General features: G+C 38.4%; 19 protein-coding genes and 1 tRNA gene. 11 read left to right on the top strand and 9 right to left on the bottom strand.

Annotation, left to right across the window (positions count from 1 at the left end; all coding sequences use genetic code 11):
• Positions 1–138: 138 nt before the first annotated feature.
• From ACSZOX_RS09265 to ACSZOX_RS09255, 3 genes are read right to left on the bottom strand one after another with little or no spacing between them, the layout of a single operon-like run.
• Positions 139–855 carry a ThuA domain-containing protein gene (locus tag ACSZOX_RS09265; protein ID WP_437919603.1) on the bottom strand — a complete coding sequence of 239 codons (717 nt, stop codon included), beginning with the start codon at positions 853–855 and terminating at the stop codon, positions 139–141.
• Between the two features lie 3 nt (positions 856–858).
• Positions 859–1,926 carry a 3-dehydroquinate synthase gene (gene aroB, locus ACSZOX_RS09260; protein ID WP_437919602.1) on the bottom strand — a complete coding sequence of 356 codons (1,068 nt, stop codon included), beginning with the start codon at positions 1,924–1,926 and terminating at the stop codon, positions 859–861.
• Positions 1,927–1,937: 11 nt separating this feature from the next.
• Positions 1,938–2,144, bottom strand: coding sequence for an RNA-binding S4 domain-containing protein (locus ACSZOX_RS09255; RefSeq protein WP_437919601.1), 207 nt, complete (start codon positions 2,142–2,144; stop codon positions 1,938–1,940).
• A gap of 87 nt (positions 2,145–2,231) precedes the next feature.
• Here ACSZOX_RS09255 and ACSZOX_RS09250 point away from each other — a divergent pair, with 87 nt between their 5' ends.
• A complete protein-coding gene (locus tag ACSZOX_RS09250) occupies positions 2,232–3,425 on the top strand; it encodes a proline dehydrogenase family protein (RefSeq protein ID WP_437919600.1) in 1,194 nt (397 codons plus the stop codon).
• 45 nt (positions 3,426–3,470) lie between these two features.
• Positions 3,471–4,082: an HAD family hydrolase gene (locus ACSZOX_RS09245; protein WP_437919599.1), complete on the top strand. Its 612-nt coding sequence runs from the start codon at positions 3,471–3,473 to the stop codon at positions 4,080–4,082.
• Between the two features lie 48 nt (positions 4,083–4,130).
• Here ACSZOX_RS09245 and ACSZOX_RS09240 read toward each other — a convergent pair whose 3' ends face one another.
• Complete coding sequence (locus tag ACSZOX_RS09240; protein ID WP_437919598.1) at positions 4,131–5,453, bottom strand: outer membrane beta-barrel protein; 1,323 nt, start codon at positions 5,451–5,453, stop codon at positions 4,131–4,133.
• Between the two features lie 13 nt (positions 5,454–5,466).
• Positions 5,467–6,078: an RNA polymerase sigma factor gene (locus tag ACSZOX_RS09235; protein ID WP_437919597.1), complete on the bottom strand. Its 612-nt coding sequence runs from the start codon at positions 6,076–6,078 to the stop codon at positions 5,467–5,469.
• A 215-nt stretch (positions 6,079–6,293) separates the two neighbouring features.
• Between ACSZOX_RS09235 and ACSZOX_RS09230 the strand changes: the two genes are divergently transcribed.
• Both ACSZOX_RS09230 and ACSZOX_RS09225 read left to right on the top strand, forming a co-directional pair.
• Positions 6,294–7,154 carry a universal stress protein gene (locus ACSZOX_RS09230; protein WP_437919596.1) on the top strand — a complete coding sequence of 287 codons (861 nt, stop codon included), beginning with the start codon at positions 6,294–6,296 and terminating at the stop codon, positions 7,152–7,154.
• A gap of 10 nt (positions 7,155–7,164) precedes the next feature.
• Positions 7,165–7,404, top strand: coding sequence for a hypothetical protein (locus ACSZOX_RS09225; RefSeq protein ID WP_437919595.1), 240 nt, complete (start codon positions 7,165–7,167; stop codon positions 7,402–7,404).
• A 44-nt stretch (positions 7,405–7,448) separates the two neighbouring features.
• On the opposite strand, the gene ACSZOX_RS09220 is transcribed toward ACSZOX_RS09225, so the two are convergent.
• Both ACSZOX_RS09220 and ACSZOX_RS09215 read right to left on the bottom strand, forming a co-directional pair.
• The gene (locus ACSZOX_RS09220; protein WP_437919594.1) at positions 7,449–8,771 is read right to left on the bottom strand and encodes a gluconate:H+ symporter; all 1,323 of its coding nucleotides are present in this window, start codon (positions 8,769–8,771) and stop codon (positions 7,449–7,451) included.
• Positions 8,772–8,789: 18 nt separating this feature from the next.
• Positions 8,790–10,298, bottom strand: a complete 1,509-nt coding sequence (locus tag ACSZOX_RS09215) for a gluconokinase (RefSeq protein ID WP_437919593.1) — start codon at positions 10,296–10,298, stop codon at positions 8,790–8,792.
• Between the two features lie 1,249 nt (positions 10,299–11,547).
• Between ACSZOX_RS09215 and ACSZOX_RS09210 the strand changes: the two genes are divergently transcribed.
• Positions 11,548–12,663, top strand: coding sequence for a 5-methyltetrahydropteroyltriglutamate--homocysteine S-methyltransferase (locus tag ACSZOX_RS09210; RefSeq protein WP_437919592.1), 1,116 nt, complete (start codon positions 11,548–11,550; stop codon positions 12,661–12,663).
• A 217-nt stretch (positions 12,664–12,880) separates the two neighbouring features.
• Here ACSZOX_RS09210 and ACSZOX_RS09205 read toward each other — a convergent pair.
• Positions 12,881–12,954: transfer RNA gene (locus ACSZOX_RS09205), tRNA-Ile, on the bottom strand.
• A gap of 87 nt (positions 12,955–13,041) precedes the next feature.
• Here ACSZOX_RS09205 and ACSZOX_RS09200 point away from each other — a divergent pair.
• The 5 genes from ACSZOX_RS09200 to ACSZOX_RS09180 all read left to right on the top strand — a co-directional run bounded on the left by ACSZOX_RS09200 (position 13,042) and on the right by ACSZOX_RS09180 (position 18,103).
• A complete protein-coding gene (locus ACSZOX_RS09200; protein ID WP_437919591.1) occupies positions 13,042–13,671 on the top strand; it encodes an HAD family hydrolase in 630 nt (209 codons plus the stop codon).
• Between the two features lie 124 nt (positions 13,672–13,795).
• Positions 13,796–15,043 (top strand): PQQ-dependent sugar dehydrogenase, encoded by a 1,248-nt coding sequence (locus ACSZOX_RS09195; protein WP_437919590.1) that lies wholly within the window; start codon positions 13,796–13,798, stop codon positions 15,041–15,043.
• 154 nt (positions 15,044–15,197) lie between these two features.
• Complete coding sequence (locus ACSZOX_RS09190; RefSeq protein ID WP_437919589.1) at positions 15,198–15,947, top strand: 5'-nucleotidase C-terminal domain-containing protein; 750 nt, start codon at positions 15,198–15,200, stop codon at positions 15,945–15,947.
• Positions 15,922–16,881, top strand: a complete 960-nt coding sequence (locus ACSZOX_RS09185) for a bifunctional metallophosphatase/5'-nucleotidase (protein WP_437919588.1) — start codon at positions 15,922–15,924, stop codon at positions 16,879–16,881. The genes ACSZOX_RS09190 and ACSZOX_RS09185 overlap by 26 nt, the downstream gene beginning before the upstream one ends.
• Before the next feature lie 16 nt (positions 16,882–16,897).
• Positions 16,898–18,103, top strand: coding sequence for an MDR family MFS transporter (locus ACSZOX_RS09180; RefSeq protein WP_437919587.1), 1,206 nt, complete (start codon positions 16,898–16,900; stop codon positions 18,101–18,103).
• Between the two features lie 16 nt (positions 18,104–18,119).
• Here the strand turns inward: ACSZOX_RS09180 and recR are convergent, their stop codons facing one another.
• Positions 18,120–18,734 carry a recombination mediator RecR gene (gene recR, locus ACSZOX_RS09175; RefSeq protein WP_437919586.1) on the bottom strand — a complete coding sequence of 205 codons (615 nt, stop codon included), beginning with the start codon at positions 18,732–18,734 and terminating at the stop codon, positions 18,120–18,122.
• Between the two features lie 126 nt (positions 18,735–18,860).
• Between recR and ACSZOX_RS09170 the strand changes: the two genes are divergently transcribed.
• Complete coding sequence (locus ACSZOX_RS09170; RefSeq protein ID WP_437919585.1) at positions 18,861–19,565, top strand: TIGR00730 family Rossman fold protein; 705 nt, start codon at positions 18,861–18,863, stop codon at positions 19,563–19,565.
• Positions 19,566–19,691 lie beyond the last annotated feature (126 nt).

The raw sequence follows: 19,691 nt of genomic DNA, 5'->3' as shown, positions 1-19,691 counted from the left end.
GTTGTTTATAATGTTAGTTATCGTATTGTCACATCTAATTTACGGAAACGTTTCCGTAAAAAAAAATAATCGTCATCTTTTTCAAAATAAAAAAGCCAAACTTTTTAAAGTTTGGCTTTTTTATTTTTTACTACTTAATTAATTCAATGACAAAACATATTTTACACCGCCAATAATATGTCTTTGAAATTCAAGAACATCGTATGATTCCTTGGTATGACCTAATCCGGTATAGAACATTCGTCCACCATCAAAACTTCTAAACCAAGCTATAGGATGAAATTTCCCCATCTGGCCTCCATCATACGTACTTTCATCAAGACGAAGCAAAATATGAAGCCCATCCTGAACGTTTTTAAAGTCATACCATTCATCTTTATGCCACCAAACCTGCTGTAGATGCGCTGTCGACAAGTGACTTCTATCAACTACATCAATCTTTGCTTCCTGAACTGCAGGGTGCCGATTAAAATATGCCCCCACTAATTCACCATACCAAGGCCATTCATACTCTGTATCAGAAGCAGCATGAATACCTACGAAACCATGTCCAGATTGTATAAATTGTTGAAAGGCTCTTTTTTGATCCGCATCTAATATTGTACCTGTAGTGCTTAAGAAAATTATGGCATCAAACTTCTTTAAACTATCCGTACAAAAATACGCAGCATCTTCCGTAGCAACAGTAGGAATATTTTCGGCGCGAAGGATATCGGACACAACCTGAATCCCCTTAGGTATACTCTTATGCCGAAATCCTGTTGTTTTCGAAAAAATCAAAACTTTTTTCTGCGCTTGGCAGAAAGGTATCCCCCCAATAATAACCAACAATAGCGCAAATATGGTCTGCTTCATAAGCTAATTTAAATTTTTATAAAAATCTAAACTTTCGATAATGAGTTCTTCGGATACAAATAAATTATAATCACAGCTTCCGATTTGAGATAATAAAGCAAATCCTAACTTCCCGCTTTCATTTTTCTTGTCATTCTTCATCAACAGAAGCAATTCCTCATAAGAACTCACTCGTAAATCATAACGATCAAAAAATTGATCGAAATTCTTTATAATTTCATCCAATTCATTAGCATTTAGCCCGTTCAACTTATGAGCTAGATAGGCTTCACAAATCATCCCAACTGCGATTGCTTCACCGTGCAACAACGGATTTTCGTCATTTAATAGTGAATATCCCTCTACGGCATGCCCTATCGTATGGCCGAAATTTAAAATCTTACGTATTCCCTTTTCTGTTGGATCCTCAGTAATGACGTTATTTTTAATTTCAACAGAACGAAAGACGATATTGTCCAAATTATCAACTTCTAAATTCGTTGTTTTAGTTTCCTCAAATAGATTTCTGTCATAAATAAGGCCATGTTTAATGACTTCTGCAAAGCCAGATCTCATCTGTCTATCATCCAATGTCTTCAGAAAAGCAGAACTAATATACACCGCTTGTGGCTGAGTGAATGTGCCTATAATATTCTTTACGTTATCTAGATCAATACCTGTTTTTCCACCAACAGAAGCATCTACCTGTGAGAGCAAGGTTGTTGGAATCTGGATAAAATCAATACCGCGTTTATAAGTCGATGCGGCAAATCCACCCATATCCGTAACCACTCCCCCCCCAAGATTAATCATTAAAGCCTTTCTATCAGCTCCAAAATCCAACATCGTTTTCCAAACACCTATACAAAAATCGATGTTTTTATTTTCCTCTCCAGGGTCGACTTCTATGATGTCATAATCAGTTAAGTTAGGAAGTGCCTGCTGTAAAATCGGTAAACAATGATCATTGGTGTTCCGATCAACCAATACCAAGACTTGTGAATAGTTACGCGCTGCGATAAGTGACTCTAATGATGCTAAATCATGTTCGAAATAGACGGAATACCCTATACTGGATAGCTGTTTTGTCATTATTTTTTATTTTATATAATCTTTACTGATTGCCCTTCAAATTCTACGGTGTCTCCTACTTTAACTTTCAAGCGTTTTCTGTAATCGATTTCACCGTTGTATTTAACCAAGCCTTCTTCAACAACTAATTGAGCCATAGCTCCATGTTCGACCCAATTCATAACTTTTAACAACTGGATCATTTGTATATAATCTCCCTTTAACGAAAACGTTTGCATACTTTTCAAATAATTACGGTTCAACCCGGCGTAAATATAAGGCTATTCAAAATAAATATTTAATTTTGTCCATTAATTTTTACAGATATGGTCGCTACTGGTAACCCGACAAAATTAGATTTTAATAATACAGAAATAGCCTTTCGTAGTAAGAGCGATAAGGACCTAGAAAAAGCTTATTGGCTATTTAAAATGGTCGCCAATACGACCTTGATAAAAGTCGGAACACCCCTTACAAATTTTGCGCTCAACATCGGCTTACCTATTCAAGGAATCATTCGCAACACAATTTATAAACAGTTTTGTGGAGGAGAATCTATAGAAGGATGTAAGAAGGCTATAGCGGAACTTGGCGAGGGAAATGTAACGACAATTTTGGATTATTCCGTTGAAGGAGAAGAATCTGAAGAGAGCTTCGATAAGACATGTATGGAAATACTTCAAACCGTCGTATTCGCAAAGCAAAATCCACTGATTTCATTTTGTGTTTTTAAACCTACGGGATTGGGTCGTTTCGATTTGTTTGCTAAATTGGATAAAAAAGAAAGCCTTTCTTCTACAGAAAGGCTTGAATTCGATAAGGTTTACGAAAGAGTTAACAGTATATGTCAAGCTTGCTCCGAAGCGGGCATTAAAGTTTTGATTGATGCAGAACATTCCTGGATACAAGATACCATCGATGATTTAGCAAGAGAAATGATGGAAAAATATAACAAACAGGAAGTCATCGTTTATAACACTTACCAACTTTATAGAAGTGATAAATTAGCATCACTAAAAGCTGATTTTGCTTACGCACAAACCCAAAATTTCTATCTAGGTGCAAAAATCGTACGCGGTGCTTATATGGAGATAGAGCGTGAGCGGGCATTAGAGAAAAATTATCCTTCTCCCATACAAGCTACAAAAGTTGATTCAGATAAAGATTATGATGAGGCTATCCGATTCTCTCTTGATCACCTCAACAGAATCGGTCTTATGGCAGGGACACATAATGAAGATAGTTCAAGATTACTAGCGGATGAAATAATTTCAAGAAATATTTCACCGAAAAACAAACATGTCTTCTTCGCTCAATTATTAGGAATGTCGGACAACCTTTCGTTTAATCTTGCAGCAGCTGGTTTCAACGTTGCGAAATACATGCCATACGGTCCCGTAAAAGCCGTAATGCCCTATCTTTTCCGTCGGGCACAAGAAAACACTTCTGTAGGAGGGCAAACAAGTAGAGAGCTTAGTCTGATTATTAAGGAAAAAACAAGACGTAAAAATCAAAAATAGATCAACAATCCCAAGCAAATGTTTGGGATTGTTTATTTTTACATTATGAATTCAGAATCTAAACGAAAATTTGATCTTTTACAGGAAAAATCTGCTCCCTTTAAAGCCCTCCTTTATGATGTGGATGGCACACTCGCGGACAACATGCATGCCCATAAAGCAGCATATGTTGCTACTGCTAACGAATATGATATTGATCTGAACGACGATATCGTAGATGAATTAGCAGGCTGGCCTACGGTGGATGTTGCAGAAGAAATTTCAAAACGTTACAACAAGGAAATTGATGTAAACAAATTTGCAAAACGGAAATCGGAAATTTTTATTACACGTTTTATCCGTGATACAACACCTATCGACTATGTTTTGGAACATCTACTAGCTAACATAGGAAAGAAAAAAATAGGTTTAGTTTCTGGAGGATCCAGATCTACTTTAAATATTACATTAGAAGTGATCGATATCCACGGAAAATTTGAAACATTAGTAGCTGCAGGGGATACTCCTGAAGGAAAGCCATCTCCTCAGCCCTTTCTCCTTGCAGCACAACATTTAGGAGTTCTACCGGAGGAATGTTTGGTGTTTGAAGATGGAGAACCCGGTGTTCAAGGTGCTATAGCAGCAGGAATGGGTTGGATACGCGTGGATAAATTGTAAGTAATGCAAAAACTGTATAGCGATTGAAATTTCGGATATTTCAATCGCTTAAAAATTCGTAATGATCTTCACGCCACCATTTGTATAATTCATGTCAGCGGTTTTAAAACGACCTAATGGGATTTTTACAAATGGTTCAACAGAAATCTTCAAATTTCTACCTAGCGTACCCCTTCTTCCTATCGAGAAATTAACAAACCCTCCAAACCCATTTGGATTAACGTTATTATCTGAGGTCTGGAGCGTTCGCTCTACAACAGACGATGGATTTTTAGTAGGTTGGTCCGAGTTTGATTCACTCGAATAAGTCGCGACATCTGCATACTCATTAAAATGATTGAACCGTTCCTGCGAAAGAACTACAGCATATGAAAGTCCTCCTGTGGCATAGAATTGTCGTCCTACATTATATTTGATCTCAAAAGGCACATCCAACGTTTGAACTTTACCGGTAACCGAATTAAGATCTGGCAATAATAAACTATTTGCACGATAAGGCACATCCTTAGAAACCAACTGAGCATTCGTAGAAGGCGACTCATAATATTCACCACCATTACTGCGGATATCCGAGGCTAAAATTCCAACCTCATATTGATTAAAAGAAGCGCCTGTTCGGAGTTCAATTTTCGGAGACAATTGATAGGCAAGAACAAGTCCTCCTCCTACATCAAAATTTTGGCTCGTAGTTGATGGACTTAAAAATGCACCAATTTCAAATTTGTCTGTAAATTTTATTTTTTTCGGTGAAATATCTCTTTCCGACTGTTTTGTCGCAGCTGCCTGTGCCATTACATACGATCCCCCAATATCAGAAACAAAGGGAACAGCATCTGTTTTCTCAAAACTCGAAGTAAATACATTCGAGTTCATTTTCGTCTCCAGTTTTTCTTCTGAAAGCAATTCTTCCTGCCCTACTGAAGACAAGGATACTGATGCCAATTTCACTTGTATGTCAATAGAATGAATATTTTCTAAACTTTTCTCTACAGGATTACCAGAAGATACCTGAGGGGCAAGATCATTACTTTTTCCTTCTTTCATATGAAGCACGAGAGGAATTTCTTTATCCCCGGAAGGAAGTGTAGTAGGCTGAGACTGAGAAATATTCCTTTCCGTAACAGACGGAAGAGAGTTTGCTGTCAATCTTTCTAAGTCTTCTCGTCGGTTAACTATAAATAAGGTGGTAAAACCTACTAACGCAAGAGCTGCAGCGGCAGCCCAATATGCAGGAAGTACACGTCGCACTTCCTTTACTTCATGTTTCGACTTAAAAGACTCCCAGGCCCCCTCTTTGTACGGAAGATCAGAAGCTTCTTTAAGTTGCTTCTTGATGATTTCTATGATGTCTTTATTACTATTGTCGTTCATCTTTATCCGCAAATTAAGAATGTAAATCTTGCGACACACTAAATTCTTCCATATACAATTTTCGCAAACGTTGTTTCGCTCTCGTCAAATAAGTTCGAGAAGTACTTTCCGGGATCTGTAACATTATTCCAATTTCTTCATGCGTGTATCCTTCAATTTCAAATAAATTAAAAATAGATCGCTGTATATCTGGAATTTTAGCGAGCAATTTCATGATATCCTCCACAGCTAATTTATCTGCCATCACCACCGCATGCGTCTTCAGATCTTCTTCAGTAGTGTCTTCAAAAAATTGGGTTTGCTTTCGCGCTCTGAGCGCATCAATTGACGTATTAACGGCAATTCTTGCTAACCAAGATCGAAAGGTTTTCTCCAAAGCTTGATCATCTTCATGTCTCTCGAATTGCTGCAATTTTCTAAAAACCTTAACAAAACTTTCATTAACAACCTCTTCGGCTTCCATTTCAATCATAATGTAACGAATAACGACCGCCATTACATAACCGTAGTATTTCTTATATAAGAAGGCTTTCCCACGCTCGGTTTTGTTCAAAACACAGTCCTCCAAAGCCTCTCTCAAGGTCAATGAATTGTTTTTCTTCCAATATTGTTGAATGATCTTCACTTAAAATTGTCTGTTCCGATATGCCAATTTAAGGAAATAATCTTCTACTATCTGAAGAGAGAGTTGTTTTCCCCATATTATTCTGTTTTACGTATTGCAATAAACGATAGAAAAAATAGATACGCTACAACTATTTTGAAATTTAAACAACATTTATATTAGATTGTTTTAGAACAAAAAATAGTGTAAATTGCTTCCTATCAAACACCATCGCTATGAGAAAGATTTTATTCCCAACAGATTTTTCAGAAGCGGCTGATAATGCATTTCTTTATGCGTTAAACTTAGCTAAAGAATTAGATGCCGAACTGTTTATATTACACACATACATGCAACCTGTGCTTTCGGCTACCCATGCCGGACAACCAGAACTTATTCCCGAAGTTTATGAAAACTACGAGCTACAACAGTTTGAGAACTTTACAAAGCATTCCGCTGAGCTTCGTAAATTAGCCGCAGAATCCAATCTTCACAGTGTGCCATTAACATTTTTATTTGAGGAGGGTACAGTGGTCTATAATGTTGAACGTCTAATTCAAAAAGAAAATATCCAATTGGTCGTCATGGGTACGAATCGTGATCAAGGTGTTATAGAAAAAATATTTGGTTCTAACACGTTAGGGGTTATTCGAGGAATTAAAATACCTGTGCTTTCCGTTCCTAAAGAAGCTTCGTTTCGAGGCATCACAGAAATTTTATTTACAACCCTTTTTCGGGAAAAAGACGAAATTGCATTAAAAGCAATCCTTGAGTTAGCTAAACCTTTCCAGGTTAATGTTAAATGTGCTTACGTGCAGAAAGAAGGTGATGTTCATATCATCAATGCTATAGAACGTTGGCGGAGGAGCTCCGAAGGTCATAATCTTGAATTTGTTATCCTGGATTTCGACCAGTCCATTGAGCATAGCATAAATAAATACATAGAACAAAATCGAGTAGATCTCCTTTGTGTTGTCAAACGAAATCGAAACTTTTTGGAGCGTATATTTACGTCAAGTATAAGTAATCGTCTCCGTATACACACCAATACGGCTACTTTGGTACTGCAAGAAGGAGATGATCGAGGAACATTCTAAAAGATAAACGATGGAACGCTTATTAAAATTAGTGCAGGAAACAAACGGATTGGATACGATTGTTAAAAAATACACGTTACTCGTAGACGAGAACAAACAAGAACACGGTGTACTTTTTTTTATAGAAGTCCAAGGGAAAAGCTACAAAATCACGATCCCCTCACCCCACCATAAGATTTTTTTAGAACAAATAGAATCACTTACTATTCGCACGATCCTACAGCATAAAGAAGCTATGCTTTTGAAGTAATAAAGAATACCCAGAATTGATAGTAACTTTATAGATTATAAAAATCAAAGTCCCAACCAGTGTAGAGCTAAAACACCAATTAGCCCTATAATGGATACCAATGTTTCCATAACGGTCCAAGAGCGAAATGTATCTTTCATGCTAAGTCCAAAATAGGATTTAAACATCCAAAACCCTGGATCGTTGACATGTGAGAACATCAAGCTACCTGCGCCGGTTGCCAATACCATTAATTCCGGTGTAATATCGTTTGTCTGCACGATAGGCAACATAATGCCTGCTGCGGTGATCCCGGCAACACTAGCCGACCCGATAACTAAACGAATAATCCCAGCTATAGACCACGCTAGTACGAGTGGCGACAGGGTAAGATCATTTGTCAAATTCGCAATATAGATCGCTACACCACTATCAACCAAAATTTGTTTGAAAACTCCAGAAGCTGCAATGATAAAAAGAATCATCGTTATACCACGGATAGCCTCTTCCACACTTTCTGATTGTTGCTTTAAACTTTTACCTTGACGAATCCCCATCGTATACATCGCAGCTAGGGATGCCGTCATTAAAGCGACAACTGGATCGCCTAAAAAGCGTAATGCTATTAGCAAAAAAGACCCATTCGGCAATAGTAAATAAGAGAAAGAACCCAGAGTTATTAAAATTATGGGAAACAGTCCCGTAAACAGACTTAATCCAAATCCTGGAAGCTTCCTTTCATCAGTATGATTTTGTTCGGAAAAAAGTTCGGACGGAGGATTGGTAGGAATTTCCTTAAGTGTCCTTCCGAAGAATGGTCCGCTAATAATTATTGCTGGAATTGCGACTATAATTCCATATGCCATTGTCAAACCTATGTCTGCTTGATAGGTAAGCGCTATAGCGGTGGCTCCTGGATGAGGTGGCAAGTAACCATGCGTAACAGACAAAGCCGCTAATAGAGGAATAGCAACATATAAAATAGGAAGTTTGTTGGACGCACAAACCATAAAAACGAATGGCACCAAAACGATAAAACCTACATTGTAAAAAAGAGGGATTCCTACTAGAAAGCCTGTGATAACCATTGCCCAAGGCAAATTCTGTCTGCCGAATACCTTAGTTAGCACAACTGTAATCTGCTCAGCTGCCCCACCGTCGGCCATCAATTTACCTAAAACAGCTCCAAAAGCGAGTAAAAGTGCCAGCTGCCCCATTGTAGAACTCGCTCCTGTTTCAATAGATTTAAGAATATCTACAGCACGCATATCCATAGCAAATCCCACGGCGACAGAAGCGATCAGCAGTGAAAATACCGTATTTAATCTGACTAAAGTGACTAATATAAGTAATAGAGCGACTCCGAGTACGACAATGATTAAAGGCATAACGATTTATATTATAATTTAAAACTCTCCTTCCAGTTTGTGGTATAGGCGTTCAAACTTCCTGAAATTTTTAATATACACAGCATGGTTTTCTTCACTGGGTTCATAATGATATTCAATATTGTGAGCTACATCCTCTGCAGTTATTTTTTTCTCATTTTCTCTTACCGTAACACCTAATGCCTCCATACCTATCAATGCAGCTCCCCAGGCCGAGCTCTCTATCGTATTTCTAATATATACAGGCTTATTAAAAACGTCCGCTAACATTTGCACCCATACGGACGAGCGCGCTAAACCTCCACTGGCATAGATGCAATTAATTGGCCCTGTGGTTTCTTCCAATGCGATTCCGACACTATAGATTGCAAACAGCATACCCTCCATCATCGCACGAGCGAAGTGAGCCCTGGTATGTTGTAGCTGTATACCAAAATAAACTCCTTTTGCATTGGAATTCCAATGAGGCGCACGTTCACCAGTAAGGTAAGGCAAAAAAATTAAGCCCTCGGATCCAGGAGCAACAGAGTCGACCATTTCGTCTAATAATACAGCTGCATCTTTATCCCCTCCTATTTGGCACAATTCGTTCAAGAAGTTATCTTGAAACCAACTGCGTAAAACACCTCCGTTATTAACTGCTCCTCCAATTATATATTCATTTGGCCTTAAAAGATAGCTAAATAGTCTTTGTTTTTGTTCACTGTTTGCCTGAGGGCTGACTACCCGGATAGCCCCGCTTGTACCAACAGTTACGGAAGCCACGCCTGGTTTTACTGCTCCCACGCCTAGATTGGCTAAACAGCCGTCGCTGCCACCAATAACGAAAGGAGTGTCTTCGGGAATGTGCATTAAGTTAGCGATCTCTCTATCAAGGGAATTTAAAACATAATCAACCGTAACAGGGGTTGATAGCTGTTCGATTGATATATCCGTTAAACTCAATGCCAAATCGGACCATATTAAATGACGTATATCGAAAAGCCCTGTAGCAGATGCAATAGAATGATCAACGACATATACACCAAAGAGCCGATAGAAAAGAAATTCTTTAATACCAATAAATTTATTAGATCGAATAAATAATTTTTGATCATTAGACTTTATCCATATTAATTTGCAGAGCAATGACATAGGATGAATCGGTGTCCCTGTCTGTTGATATAGCAACCTGCCTTCCTCACTATTCTGCAAATTAACTGCAATATCCTCACTTCTTCGATCAGCCCAAATGATGCAATTCGTCAGCGGATTACCCTGTTTATCAACGGCTATCAATCCGTGCATGGCGCTACTAACCGAGACACATATAGGTTTTAGTATATTACTGAATCCTTGTATTTTGACCATCACTTGTGATATAGACTCGATACAAGCGGAATACATAATTTCTGGGTCTTGTTCGTAATATCCTTCTGAAGGGCTTAGTATCGCATAAGGTACGCTGTGTTGAGCTAAAACCTCGCCGCTGAGGTCGAACGCAACAGCCTTCGTAGATGATGTGCCAATGTCTAATCCGATGATCATAGTTTTAATTAGTAGCGGAGAAATCTGTTTTTCTGATATTTACAAAGTCGATCCTCTAAAACACCAATATAACACTTTTTCCAAATTCTAACATTGGATTATCAAAATAAGTATTACTGTAAGTCTACAACGTCATGACTTTGCAATCAAGTAGCCCTGTAGCTCCTCCATTACTTTGTGATCTATATCAATCAACAACTTCTTTACTTTTTAATGTTAAAAATTCAATTATGACAGGATATTCACACCAGTATTCCTGCCTGACATAACAAACATAGAAAGTAGATCAATAAAAAAATAGTGCTGGGAGCGATTTGTCGGATGGTTGGCGGAAGTGTACTTACATCTTGTCGGAAGCTGTCGGATGGATAACCCTTCTTCGGAGCTTCTTATAACCAATTCCCTAGAACCTTCGCTAAATGTTCGTCCGTTGAAGTACATTTATGATACTCCCGTTATACTGTTTGGTTACTTCAGTAAAGAAAATGTATAACGACAGTAAGAAAAAAGTAAAGCGGCGACCGAAGAAAGTCAGAACAAGGGTAGAACAAGGGTAAAAGAAAAGGCGAAGAAAGCCCAAATGGACATGGATTTTTTTCGCTTCAAAGTAAAACTATTGTAACACTTTAAGTTCAACAAAAATTTATGTAAATCATGTCATTTTCGGAGGCCCCGAATGGCAAAAAAAGAGGTTCTTAATCTTCGCTTAAAACGCAAAAAGCGGCTTCTTCGTAAAAAATACTTTTTTAACAGGAGCATCCTATCAGAATCGAACCAATGACCTACTGATTACAAGTCAAACGGTTCATCCTAACTAAAAGATGCTAAAAGTTCGTTTCTGAATTAGAAAGGCGATTTATTGATATTTTTGGAAATTTAAAATTTAACACCGTTACATATTTGTAACAAAATAGCGGATCTCAACTTATCAATATTTATTGCAACATCAACAGTCGTAATTGAAAAATGTCTCCACTTTTTTGTTGCAGTTCCATAACTTCCAACACAGGCATCACAATGTGGTTTACGCTGATAAATGTGATATACGAAAAACAGACATCTTGGTTGGGTAACATAGCTACCATCGCATTCACAAGCTTTAAGATAATTTATCTCCTGCAGCCATCTTAAAACGTTCAAAAAAGAATATTATGCCACAAAAATTGTATTCATAGGTTTTATTTACTGTATTTAAATCTTTAACCAGAACAAAAATACTATTTAAGTATTTTTGTAAAAAAATAGAATTATGTATACAGTAAACACAGCTAAGATCGATACCGTAGGTAGTTTTTTAAGACCTGAAGCTCTCAAAAATGCCCGTATTGCGTTTGAAAGAGGAAATCTAAGCCGCCAGGCGCTTACAGAAGTGGAAAATGACGAAATTAGAAGAATAGTTCAAAAACAGAAGGAAGCCGGGCTATCCGCAGTCAGTGATGGCGAATTCAGGCAGAGCTACTGGCATCTTGATTTCTTCTGGGGATTTGAGGGTGTAGAACACAATCTAATGCCTCGTGGCTATATGTTCCATGGTGAGGAGACTCGTAACGATTCTGCACGCCTAAATGGCAAACTCAGATTTGATGGATCACACCCGATTCTCGCTTCTTTTAAATTTTTGAAAGAAGTAGCCGGAAACGATGTCATCCCAAGACAAAGTATACCAGCACCAGCGCAGTTCTATGCAGAGCTGGTACGAGAGAGCAATGAAGAGCGGGTGAATGAGTTTTATCCCAACCGAGAGGATCTTTACAGGGATATATCCAAGGCTTACAATGATGCCATACTTGCATTATATACTTTGGGATGCCGCGACTTAAAACTTGACGACTGCACGTGGGGAATGCTCTGTGATGCCGACTTCTGGAAAAACATGGCCGGTGATAACTATGATCCTAATGAGCTTAAAGAACTCTATCTGCGCCTGAACAATGACGCATTAAAGGATCTGCCAAAAGATTTAAGGGTTTCTACACACGTGTGCCGGGGCAACTACCACTCTACTTGGGCTACATCGGGAGGCTATGAGCCCGTAGCTTCCACGTTGTTTGCAGCGGAAAATGTAGAAAGTTTTTATTTAGAATTCGACGATGAGCGTTCGGGAGACTTTGAGCCACTGCGTTTTGTGCCTGAAGGAAAAAATGTGGTTCTTGGACTAATAACCAGCAAAAGCCCAGTATTGGAAAATAAGGAAGTTATCATAGCACGGATCAGGGAAGCCGCACAGTACGTACCTTTAGAGCGGTTGAGCCTCAGTCCACAGTGTGGTTTTGCCTCAACTGAAGAAGGTAATATTCTCACCGAAGAAGATCAGTGGAAAAAACTTTGCCTTATCCGTGAAATTGTACAAGAAGTTTGGGGATAATCCATTTTTTTTGTTTTGACAAAGCGGATACACCTTTGATGTATCCGCTTGCTCTGTTATTAATAATTTTGACTATCAGGTTATTGATGATAGAGCGTTTAATCTACGTAAATCACACCGAATAGCGGTTTGCTTTTCGGCGTAGGGCAAATGGTTCTAATTGCTCTAAGAAACGAAAAAAGCCGCTTTTCTTTGCAGAAAAGCGGCTTTTGTTTTGTGCGCCCACCTGGGCTCGAACCAGGGACCAAAAGATTATGAGTCTTCTACTCTAACCGACTGAGCTATAGGCGCAGTTTTTTTATTCTTATCAATTCTTCGTTGTTACTCCGTTTTGACGATGCAATTATCGATATTTGTATCGAGAAAACAAAATTTTCTATGCAAAAAATTGAAAATATTATTCTGGATTATGGGAATGTCATCTTTATGATTGACTTCAACAAGGTGCGTCAAGCATTTATCTCTTTGGGTATCAAAAATGTAGAAGATTTCTTCGGACATAAAGGGCAAGATGACTTATTTGACGCTTTTGACCGGGGCGAAATCTCTGCAACTCAATTTCGTGATGCGATTCGAAGTCGGGCTGAAAATTTACAGCTAAGCGATAGTGAAATTGATACGGCATGGAATGCACTACTTATCGGTGTTCCTCCTGGAAAACATGAATTGCTAAACGAGCTAAAAACTAAATACCGCTGTTTCCTTCTCAGTAACAACAACGAAATCCATTATGCGTATTGCATGCGACATATTCAGGATAGATATGCTGTTCCTGATAATAGTGTGTTTTTCGAACAAACTTTCTATTCACATTTGATGGGATTGCGGAAACCTGATGCAGCTATATTTGAAAAAGTGATTCAACAGACGAATATTATTCCAGAAGAGACTTTATTTATCGACGACAGTCCTCAGCACTTAGCAACTGCAAAAGCTCTGGGGTTTCAAACGGCACTTTGTACAGAAGAAGAAGATCTTGCTTTTTGGTTAGATAAATACGAATTGTAATATGTTCTTGTTTTAGATTAGCATGAGAAAATAAATATATTATTTTGCATTTCGTTAAAAATTGAAACAAAAGGCTGTATTTTTGGATTATAATTCTAGACATACTAGAAATCAGATTAACTATATGAGAAAGACAATCCCTGCTTTACTATTATCATCAGTTGCTATCTTCGGAAATGCCTGTAGTAACGGTGTTTCTTCCAATAAATCGGAAGGGACCGTCTCGCAATCCGACAGCATCTATCCGCCGGTTGAAAAAAACAAAGCGAATACAGACTATAAGCCGGCCTTTGAAGGACAGACAAGAATAGCCGGTATCAAAACAACAACACCTTATGAACATTCGGTAGTGACAGATAAATTAAAGTCGCCATGGGGAATCGCATTGATGCCTGATGGTCGTCTGTTAATTACTGAAAAAGAAGGTACCATGCGCATCGTATCTCAGGATGGCCTGTTGAGTGAGGCTATAACAGGTCTACCAAAAGTGGATGCGCAGGCACAAGGAGGCTTATTAGGGATCACTATAGCTCCAGATTTTGCTACATCGAGAATGGTCTATTGGGTGTTTTCTGAACCTGTCAAAGGGGGGAACCACACCGCTGTGGGCAAAGGTCGCCTAGCAGATGACGAGAAAACTATTGAAAATGCATCAGTTATTTATCAAGCCCTACCTACTTTCGATGGTAAACTTCACTATGGTGGACGTATTATTTTCGATAAGGAGGGAAATTTACTAATTAGTACGGGTGAACGTTCGGAATTGGAAACTAGGCCGCAATCGCAGGATTTAAAATCCGCATTGGGTAAGATTATCCGTATTACGACAGATGGAAAACCTGCGGCAGGAAACCCATTTGCACAAGATGCAAATGCAAGACCAGAAATATTTAGTTATGGACACCGTAACGTGCAAGGTTTGGCATTTCACCCTGAAACAGGCGATCTTTGGGAAACAGAGTTTGGTCCACGCGGAGGCGATGAACTAAATCGCGTAGAAGCAGGCAAAAACTACGGTTGGCCAATAATTACTTATGGTCTTGAATACAGTGGAAAAGAAATAGGCACCCCTCCTATCCAACAAAAGGAAGGATTGGAACAACCTGTTTATTACTGGGATCCTGTGTTGTCACCTAGCGGATTGATGTTCTATACGGGGGATGCTATCCCTGAATGGAAGAATAGTCTTTTTATTGGAGGGCTTAGTAGTACGCATATTGCGCGTTTGGTCATTAAAGATAATAAAGTGGTTGGTGAAGAGCGGCTTTTGGAGAAAGAAGGCCAACGTTTTAGAGATGTAGCGCAAGGTAAAAATGGCGAACTATTTGCGATTACAGATGCTGGTCGCTTATATAAGATCGTGAAGAAATAGAGCTTTCTATAAAAAAAATAGCTGCAGGCGTTTTGTGTGAACAAAACGCCTGCTTCATTATAAGTTACTTTCATGTTATTTAATGAAGAATATTGTTGCATCGACAAATAATATTTGATTTAAGTGTTTACCTTTGTCTCAAAAATTCGTGGATATGAAAATTTCTTTGCATTGGCGTTCTTTCGTTTTCTTGGCGCTGCTCAGCTCGTCTTGCAAGACACAATTGCACCCTACTGTGAGTAAAGAGCAACATTACCAAATCGATGATGCCATCATAGCCGATACAAGTATTGTTAATTATTATTTGCCTTATAAAGGGAAATTAGAAGCAGAAATGAATCGTGTTATCGGTGTTTCCGATCTTGCGCTGACCAAAAGTCGTGAGGGAGAAAGTTTGGTTGGTAATTTCTTTGCTGATGCTCTCTTATGGAAGGGCAAACAATTAGACCCTGAGGTGCAGGTAAGTTTTGCAACAAAAGGCGGTATTCGTTCAGAATTAAAAGCAGGTAATGTTACGGTAGGCAATATTTTTGAAATTATGCCTTTTGAAAACTCTGTGAGCATCCTTAAGCTTACCGGTGTCGATATGTTGCGATGGGCTGATTTTATGGCGGAAACGGGTGGACAGCCGGCGAGTGGCATACAGCTTACAGTTGACAAAGGAAAGGTGTCACAATTTTTGGTTCAAGGAAAAACGGTAGATCCAAATGCTATTTATACTTTAGTTACCTATGACTATTTGGCGAACGGTGGCGACTATGTTCACTTTTTCGATAAAGTATCAGCACGTAAGGATTACCCCCAACGCGTAAGAGAAACTTTAATGGAGTATATTTCCACATTAACCAATCAAGGTAAACACATTCAATCACAGTTAGATGGAAGAATTCAAATCAATAAATAGAAGAGGTTTTATTAAGCAATCAGTTGCTTTAGGAGCGTTGACAACTTTGGGTTCATTCCCCACTTTTGCGAAGCACAGGGCGAGTGAAGTGCGGCTAACTATCTTGCACACTAATGATGTACATAGTAGGATCGAACCTTTTCCACTGGATGGCTCTAAATATCAAGGCTTAGGTGGTGTTGCCCGTCGCAGCACATTGATTCAAAAGATAAAACGTGAAGAAAAAAATGTTTTATTGGTGGATTCTGGAGATATGTTTCAAGGCACTCCGTATTTTAACATGTTCGGCGGTAAATTAGAGTTGGAATTGATGTCTAAATTAGGGTATGAAGCCGGCACTTTTGGAAATCATGAGTTTGATAACGGACTTTCAGGCCTTGTTAAATATTTAGATAAGGCAAGCTTTCCTTTTCTTACGGCTAACTACGAATTTGCGGGGACCGTACTTGAAGGTAAAACACAAGATTATATAATTCTATCTAAAGGTGGTTTACGTATTGGTTTAACTGGCGTAGGAATAGATATCGAAGGCCTAGTGGATCCTAATAGTTATAAAGGAATGAAATACTTAGACCCAATACCAGTTGTAAACCGTATTGCTAAGATGCTCAAAGACGAGAAGAAATGTGATTTGGTGATTTGTTTGTCACACTTGGGGTATAAGTACGAAGATGACAAGGTTTCCGATATCAAGCTAGCTGCTAATACGCGTTATGTAGACATTATTCTAGGAGGACATACGCATACTTTCCTTGACGAACCAACACGAATTAAAAACTTAGATGGCCAAGAAGTTTGGATCAACCAAATGGGCTTTGCGGGTATTCGGTTAGGACGACTGGATATCGTGTTTAATAAAAGCACAGGCAACAAGGAATTTATTGCACAGCATTACGCCATAGATCAACGATTGGATCGCCAAGTAACTGGTTAGTATAAAAAGAATTCTTGTGAAGAAGCTGATTCAATTATATACAGATTCGTACCGTGGGCTGTCAACAGAAGCTTGGCTTTTAGCTACGGTGATGCTCATCAATCGTACGGGTTCAATGGTTATTCCATTCTTGAGTATGTATATGTCTTCAGCGCTTCATTTTACTAAGCCACAGGTTGGCATCGTTTTGGGGTGTTTTGGCTTGGGATCTGTGTGCGGATCATGGCTAGGCGGCTGGTTGACGGACAGATTTGGTAATTTTAAAGTACAAGCTTGCAGCTTGTTGCTTACTGTGCCTATATTTCTCATTTTACCTCAATTTACATCCTTTGAAAGCTTGGCAGGAATGATCTTTTTATTGACATTGATCGCCGAGACCTTTCGTCCCGCCAACTCGGTGGCAGTAGCCCGTTATGCAAAGCCGGAAAATTTGACAAAGGCATATTCTTTAAATAGAATGGCTATTAACTTAGGTTTTTCTATTGGCCCGGCGCTTGGCGGATTTTTAGCGGGATTTTCCTACGATTGGATTTTTTATGGAAATGCTTTAGCTGCGGTCTTGGCAGCTATTGTTTTTGTCGTTTTTTTTAGAAAACGTAAACCTCGTAGAGATATCAAACCGTTGCTAAAATCGGATAAAAAGTTAACAGCTGCAGATAGAAATGCATATCTGGATCCTCCTTTTATTGTATTCAATATATTCTGTTGCCTTTTCTCTATGGCTTTTTTTCAACTACTTAGTACACTTCCATTATTTTACAAGGAGGCTAAAATGATGAGTGAAAGTGCTGTTGGACTGCTTCTAGGATTTAGTGGTTTTTGTATTGTTATTTTTGAAATGTTGCTCGTGCACACCGTAGAGCACCGATTCACGCCACGTCAGGTAATGATTTTCGGTACTGCCGTGGCGGGACTTGCTTATTTCATGTTAAATGCGCCTTTTGGAGTTGCTTGGCTTTATCTCTCGATGTTCATCTTGTCTATTGGAGAAATGCTTACGCTTCCTTTTACAGCAACTATAAGTGCTGCTCGCGCAACATTAAATACTCAAGGAGCTTATATGGGCTTTAATTCCCTCTCCTTTGCCGCTGCCAACATATTTTCTCCCTATTTGGGGACATATGTTGCGGAACATTATGGCTACGAATCACTCTGGATGGGTACTGCGCTTATTATGCTATTTACAAGCTTGGGATTTTCGTGGATTTTAAAAAAGATTTAAAAGTCTTTGCAAATACCTAGCCGACTGTTCTTTCGTATGGAATCCGGGTTGCAATAGATCTGCCCAGTGTTACTTCATCGACATATTCTAGTTCGCCGCCAAAGGCAATTCCTCTAGCGATTGTGCTAATCTGGATATCAAACTCTTTGAGCTTCCTATAAAGGTAAAATATGGTTGTGTCACCTTCCATTGTTGCACTAAGTGCTAAAATAATTTCTTTGACGTTACCAGTTTTTAATCGCTCCAATAAAGCTTCTATTTTTAAGTCAGAAGGTCCAACGCCGTCCATAGGAGAAATAAGTCCGCCTAAGACATGGTACACCCCGTTATATTGGTTCGTGTTTTCGATAGCCATTACATCTCTAGTGTCTTCTACAACGCAAATGGTTTCGTGGTCTCGCTTATTGGATAGACAAATCTCACAGGTGTCTTGATCTGAAATATTAAAGCAACTTTTACAATATTTAATTTGATCTTTGAGTTGGTTGATTGCATTGGTAAAACGAGCTACCTCAGCATTTGGTTGTTTAAGCAAATGAAGGACAAGACGAAGAGCTGTCTTCTTCCCTACTCCAGGTAAACGTCCAAACTCATCGACAGCCAGTTCTAATAATCGTGAAGAAAAATGCATAGCCACAAAATTAGAAATTAAAAATTAAATAATATACATCTAGTGTATGTTACATTAAGTTCGCTACAATCCCTTTATTCCTGCATAAAAAATACTTATATTAGGTTCTTAACAATATATAGATATATGGTAAAAGAGGACAAAATAAGGAATTCGTTTGCCAACAAGACTTGGCAAGAAATAAAGGTTAAGGACTCTTGGCAGATTTTTAAAATCATGTCCGAGTTTGTTGATGGATTTGAGAAATTAGCAAAAATAGGACCTTGTGTTTCTATATTCGGTTCAGCTCGCACAAAATCAGAACATAAATATTATGAAATGACTGTGGAGATTGCTCGCTTGTTGGCGGATAAAGGATATGGTGTAATTTCAGGTGGTGGCCCCGGAATCATGGAAGCGGCTAACAAAGGTGCCTATGAAGCTGGAGGTAAATCTGTAGGTTTAAATATAGAGTTACCTCATGAACAATTTCATAATCGATATATCGATCGGGACAAGCTTCTTGAATTTAATTACTTTTTCGTGAGAAAAGTCATGTTTATGAAATATTCACAGGGATATATTGTCATGCCGGGTGGTTTTGGAACAATGGATGAACTTTTTGAAGCGATAACATTGATTCAGACGGGAAAAATAGCGCGGTTTCCTATTGTTCTTGTGGGAGTCGATTATTGGAAAGGATTATTTGAATGGATTGAAAATACGATGCTAAGTAATGCTTATATCGCTGAAGAGGATTTAAAATTATATCGTTTGGTGGATTCTGCAGATGAGGCTGTAGAGCATATCTTTCGCTTTTACGACAAATATTTACTTAAACCCAACTTTTAAGAACTTATTGAGCGACAAAAAGCGTCATTATCTAATAATGACGCTTTTTTATTTCCTAAAATTCAAACATACGCCATTTTTATTGATTTATTTTAAAAATAAATCTTGATTTTATATTTATTTTTA

Origin of the sequence: Sphingobacterium sp. LRF_L2 (assembly GCF_965644235.1) — a bacterium.
Classification (GTDB): domain Bacteria; phylum Bacteroidota; class Bacteroidia; order Sphingobacteriales; family Sphingobacteriaceae; genus Sphingobacterium.
Note: the sequence above shows the minus strand (reverse complement) of the source record. Positions and strands in the feature narration are given on the sequence as shown.

Bases quoted from the DNA above. Each gene is read 5' to 3' on its own strand.
- ACSZOX_RS09195 (WP_437919590.1), top strand. From the start codon at position 13,796: ATGAGAAAGACAATCCCTGCTTTACTATTATCATCAGTTGCTATCTTC.
- ACSZOX_RS09210 (WP_437919592.1), top strand. From the start codon at position 11,548: ATGTATACAGTAAACACAGCTAAGATCGATACCGTAGGTAGTTTTTTA.
- ACSZOX_RS09245 (WP_437919599.1), top strand. From the start codon at position 3,471: ATGAATTCAGAATCTAAACGAAAATTTGATCTTTTACAGGAAAAATCT.
- ACSZOX_RS09170 (WP_437919585.1), top strand. From the start codon at position 18,861: ATGGTAAAAGAGGACAAAATAAGGAATTCGTTTGCCAACAAGACTTGG.
- ACSZOX_RS09230 (WP_437919596.1), top strand. From the start codon at position 6,294: ATGAGAAAGATTTTATTCCCAACAGATTTTTCAGAAGCGGCTGATAAT.
- ACSZOX_RS09190 (WP_437919589.1), top strand. From the start codon at position 15,198: ATGAAAATTTCTTTGCATTGGCGTTCTTTCGTTTTCTTGGCGCTGCTC.
- ACSZOX_RS09220 (WP_437919594.1), bottom strand. From the start codon at position 8,771: ATGCCTTTAATCATTGTCGTACTCGGAGTCGCTCTATTACTTATATTA.
- ACSZOX_RS09255 (WP_437919601.1), bottom strand. From the start codon at position 2,144: ATGCAAACGTTTTCGTTAAAGGGAGATTATATACAAATGATCCAGTTG.
- ACSZOX_RS09225 (WP_437919595.1), top strand. From the start codon at position 7,165: ATGGAACGCTTATTAAAATTAGTGCAGGAAACAAACGGATTGGATACG.
- ACSZOX_RS09250 (WP_437919600.1), top strand. From the start codon at position 2,232: ATGGTCGCTACTGGTAACCCGACAAAATTAGATTTTAATAATACAGAA.
- ACSZOX_RS09200 (WP_437919591.1), top strand. From the start codon at position 13,042: ATGCAAAAAATTGAAAATATTATTCTGGATTATGGGAATGTCATCTTT.
- recR (WP_437919586.1), bottom strand. From the start codon at position 18,734: ATGCATTTTTCTTCACGATTATTAGAACTGGCTGTCGATGAGTTTGGA.
- ACSZOX_RS09240 (WP_437919598.1), bottom strand. From the start codon at position 5,453: ATGAACGACAATAGTAATAAAGACATCATAGAAATCATCAAGAAGCAA.
- ACSZOX_RS09185 (WP_437919588.1), top strand. From the start codon at position 15,922: ATGGAAGAATTCAAATCAATAAATAGAAGAGGTTTTATTAAGCAATCA.
- ACSZOX_RS09265 (WP_437919603.1), bottom strand. From the start codon at position 855: ATGAAGCAGACCATATTTGCGCTATTGTTGGTTATTATTGGGGGGATA.
- ACSZOX_RS09215 (WP_437919593.1), bottom strand. From the start codon at position 10,298: ATGATCATCGGATTAGACATTGGCACATCATCTACGAAGGCTGTTGCG.
- aroB (WP_437919602.1), bottom strand. From the start codon at position 1,926: ATGACAAAACAGCTATCCAGTATAGGGTATTCCGTCTATTTCGAACAT.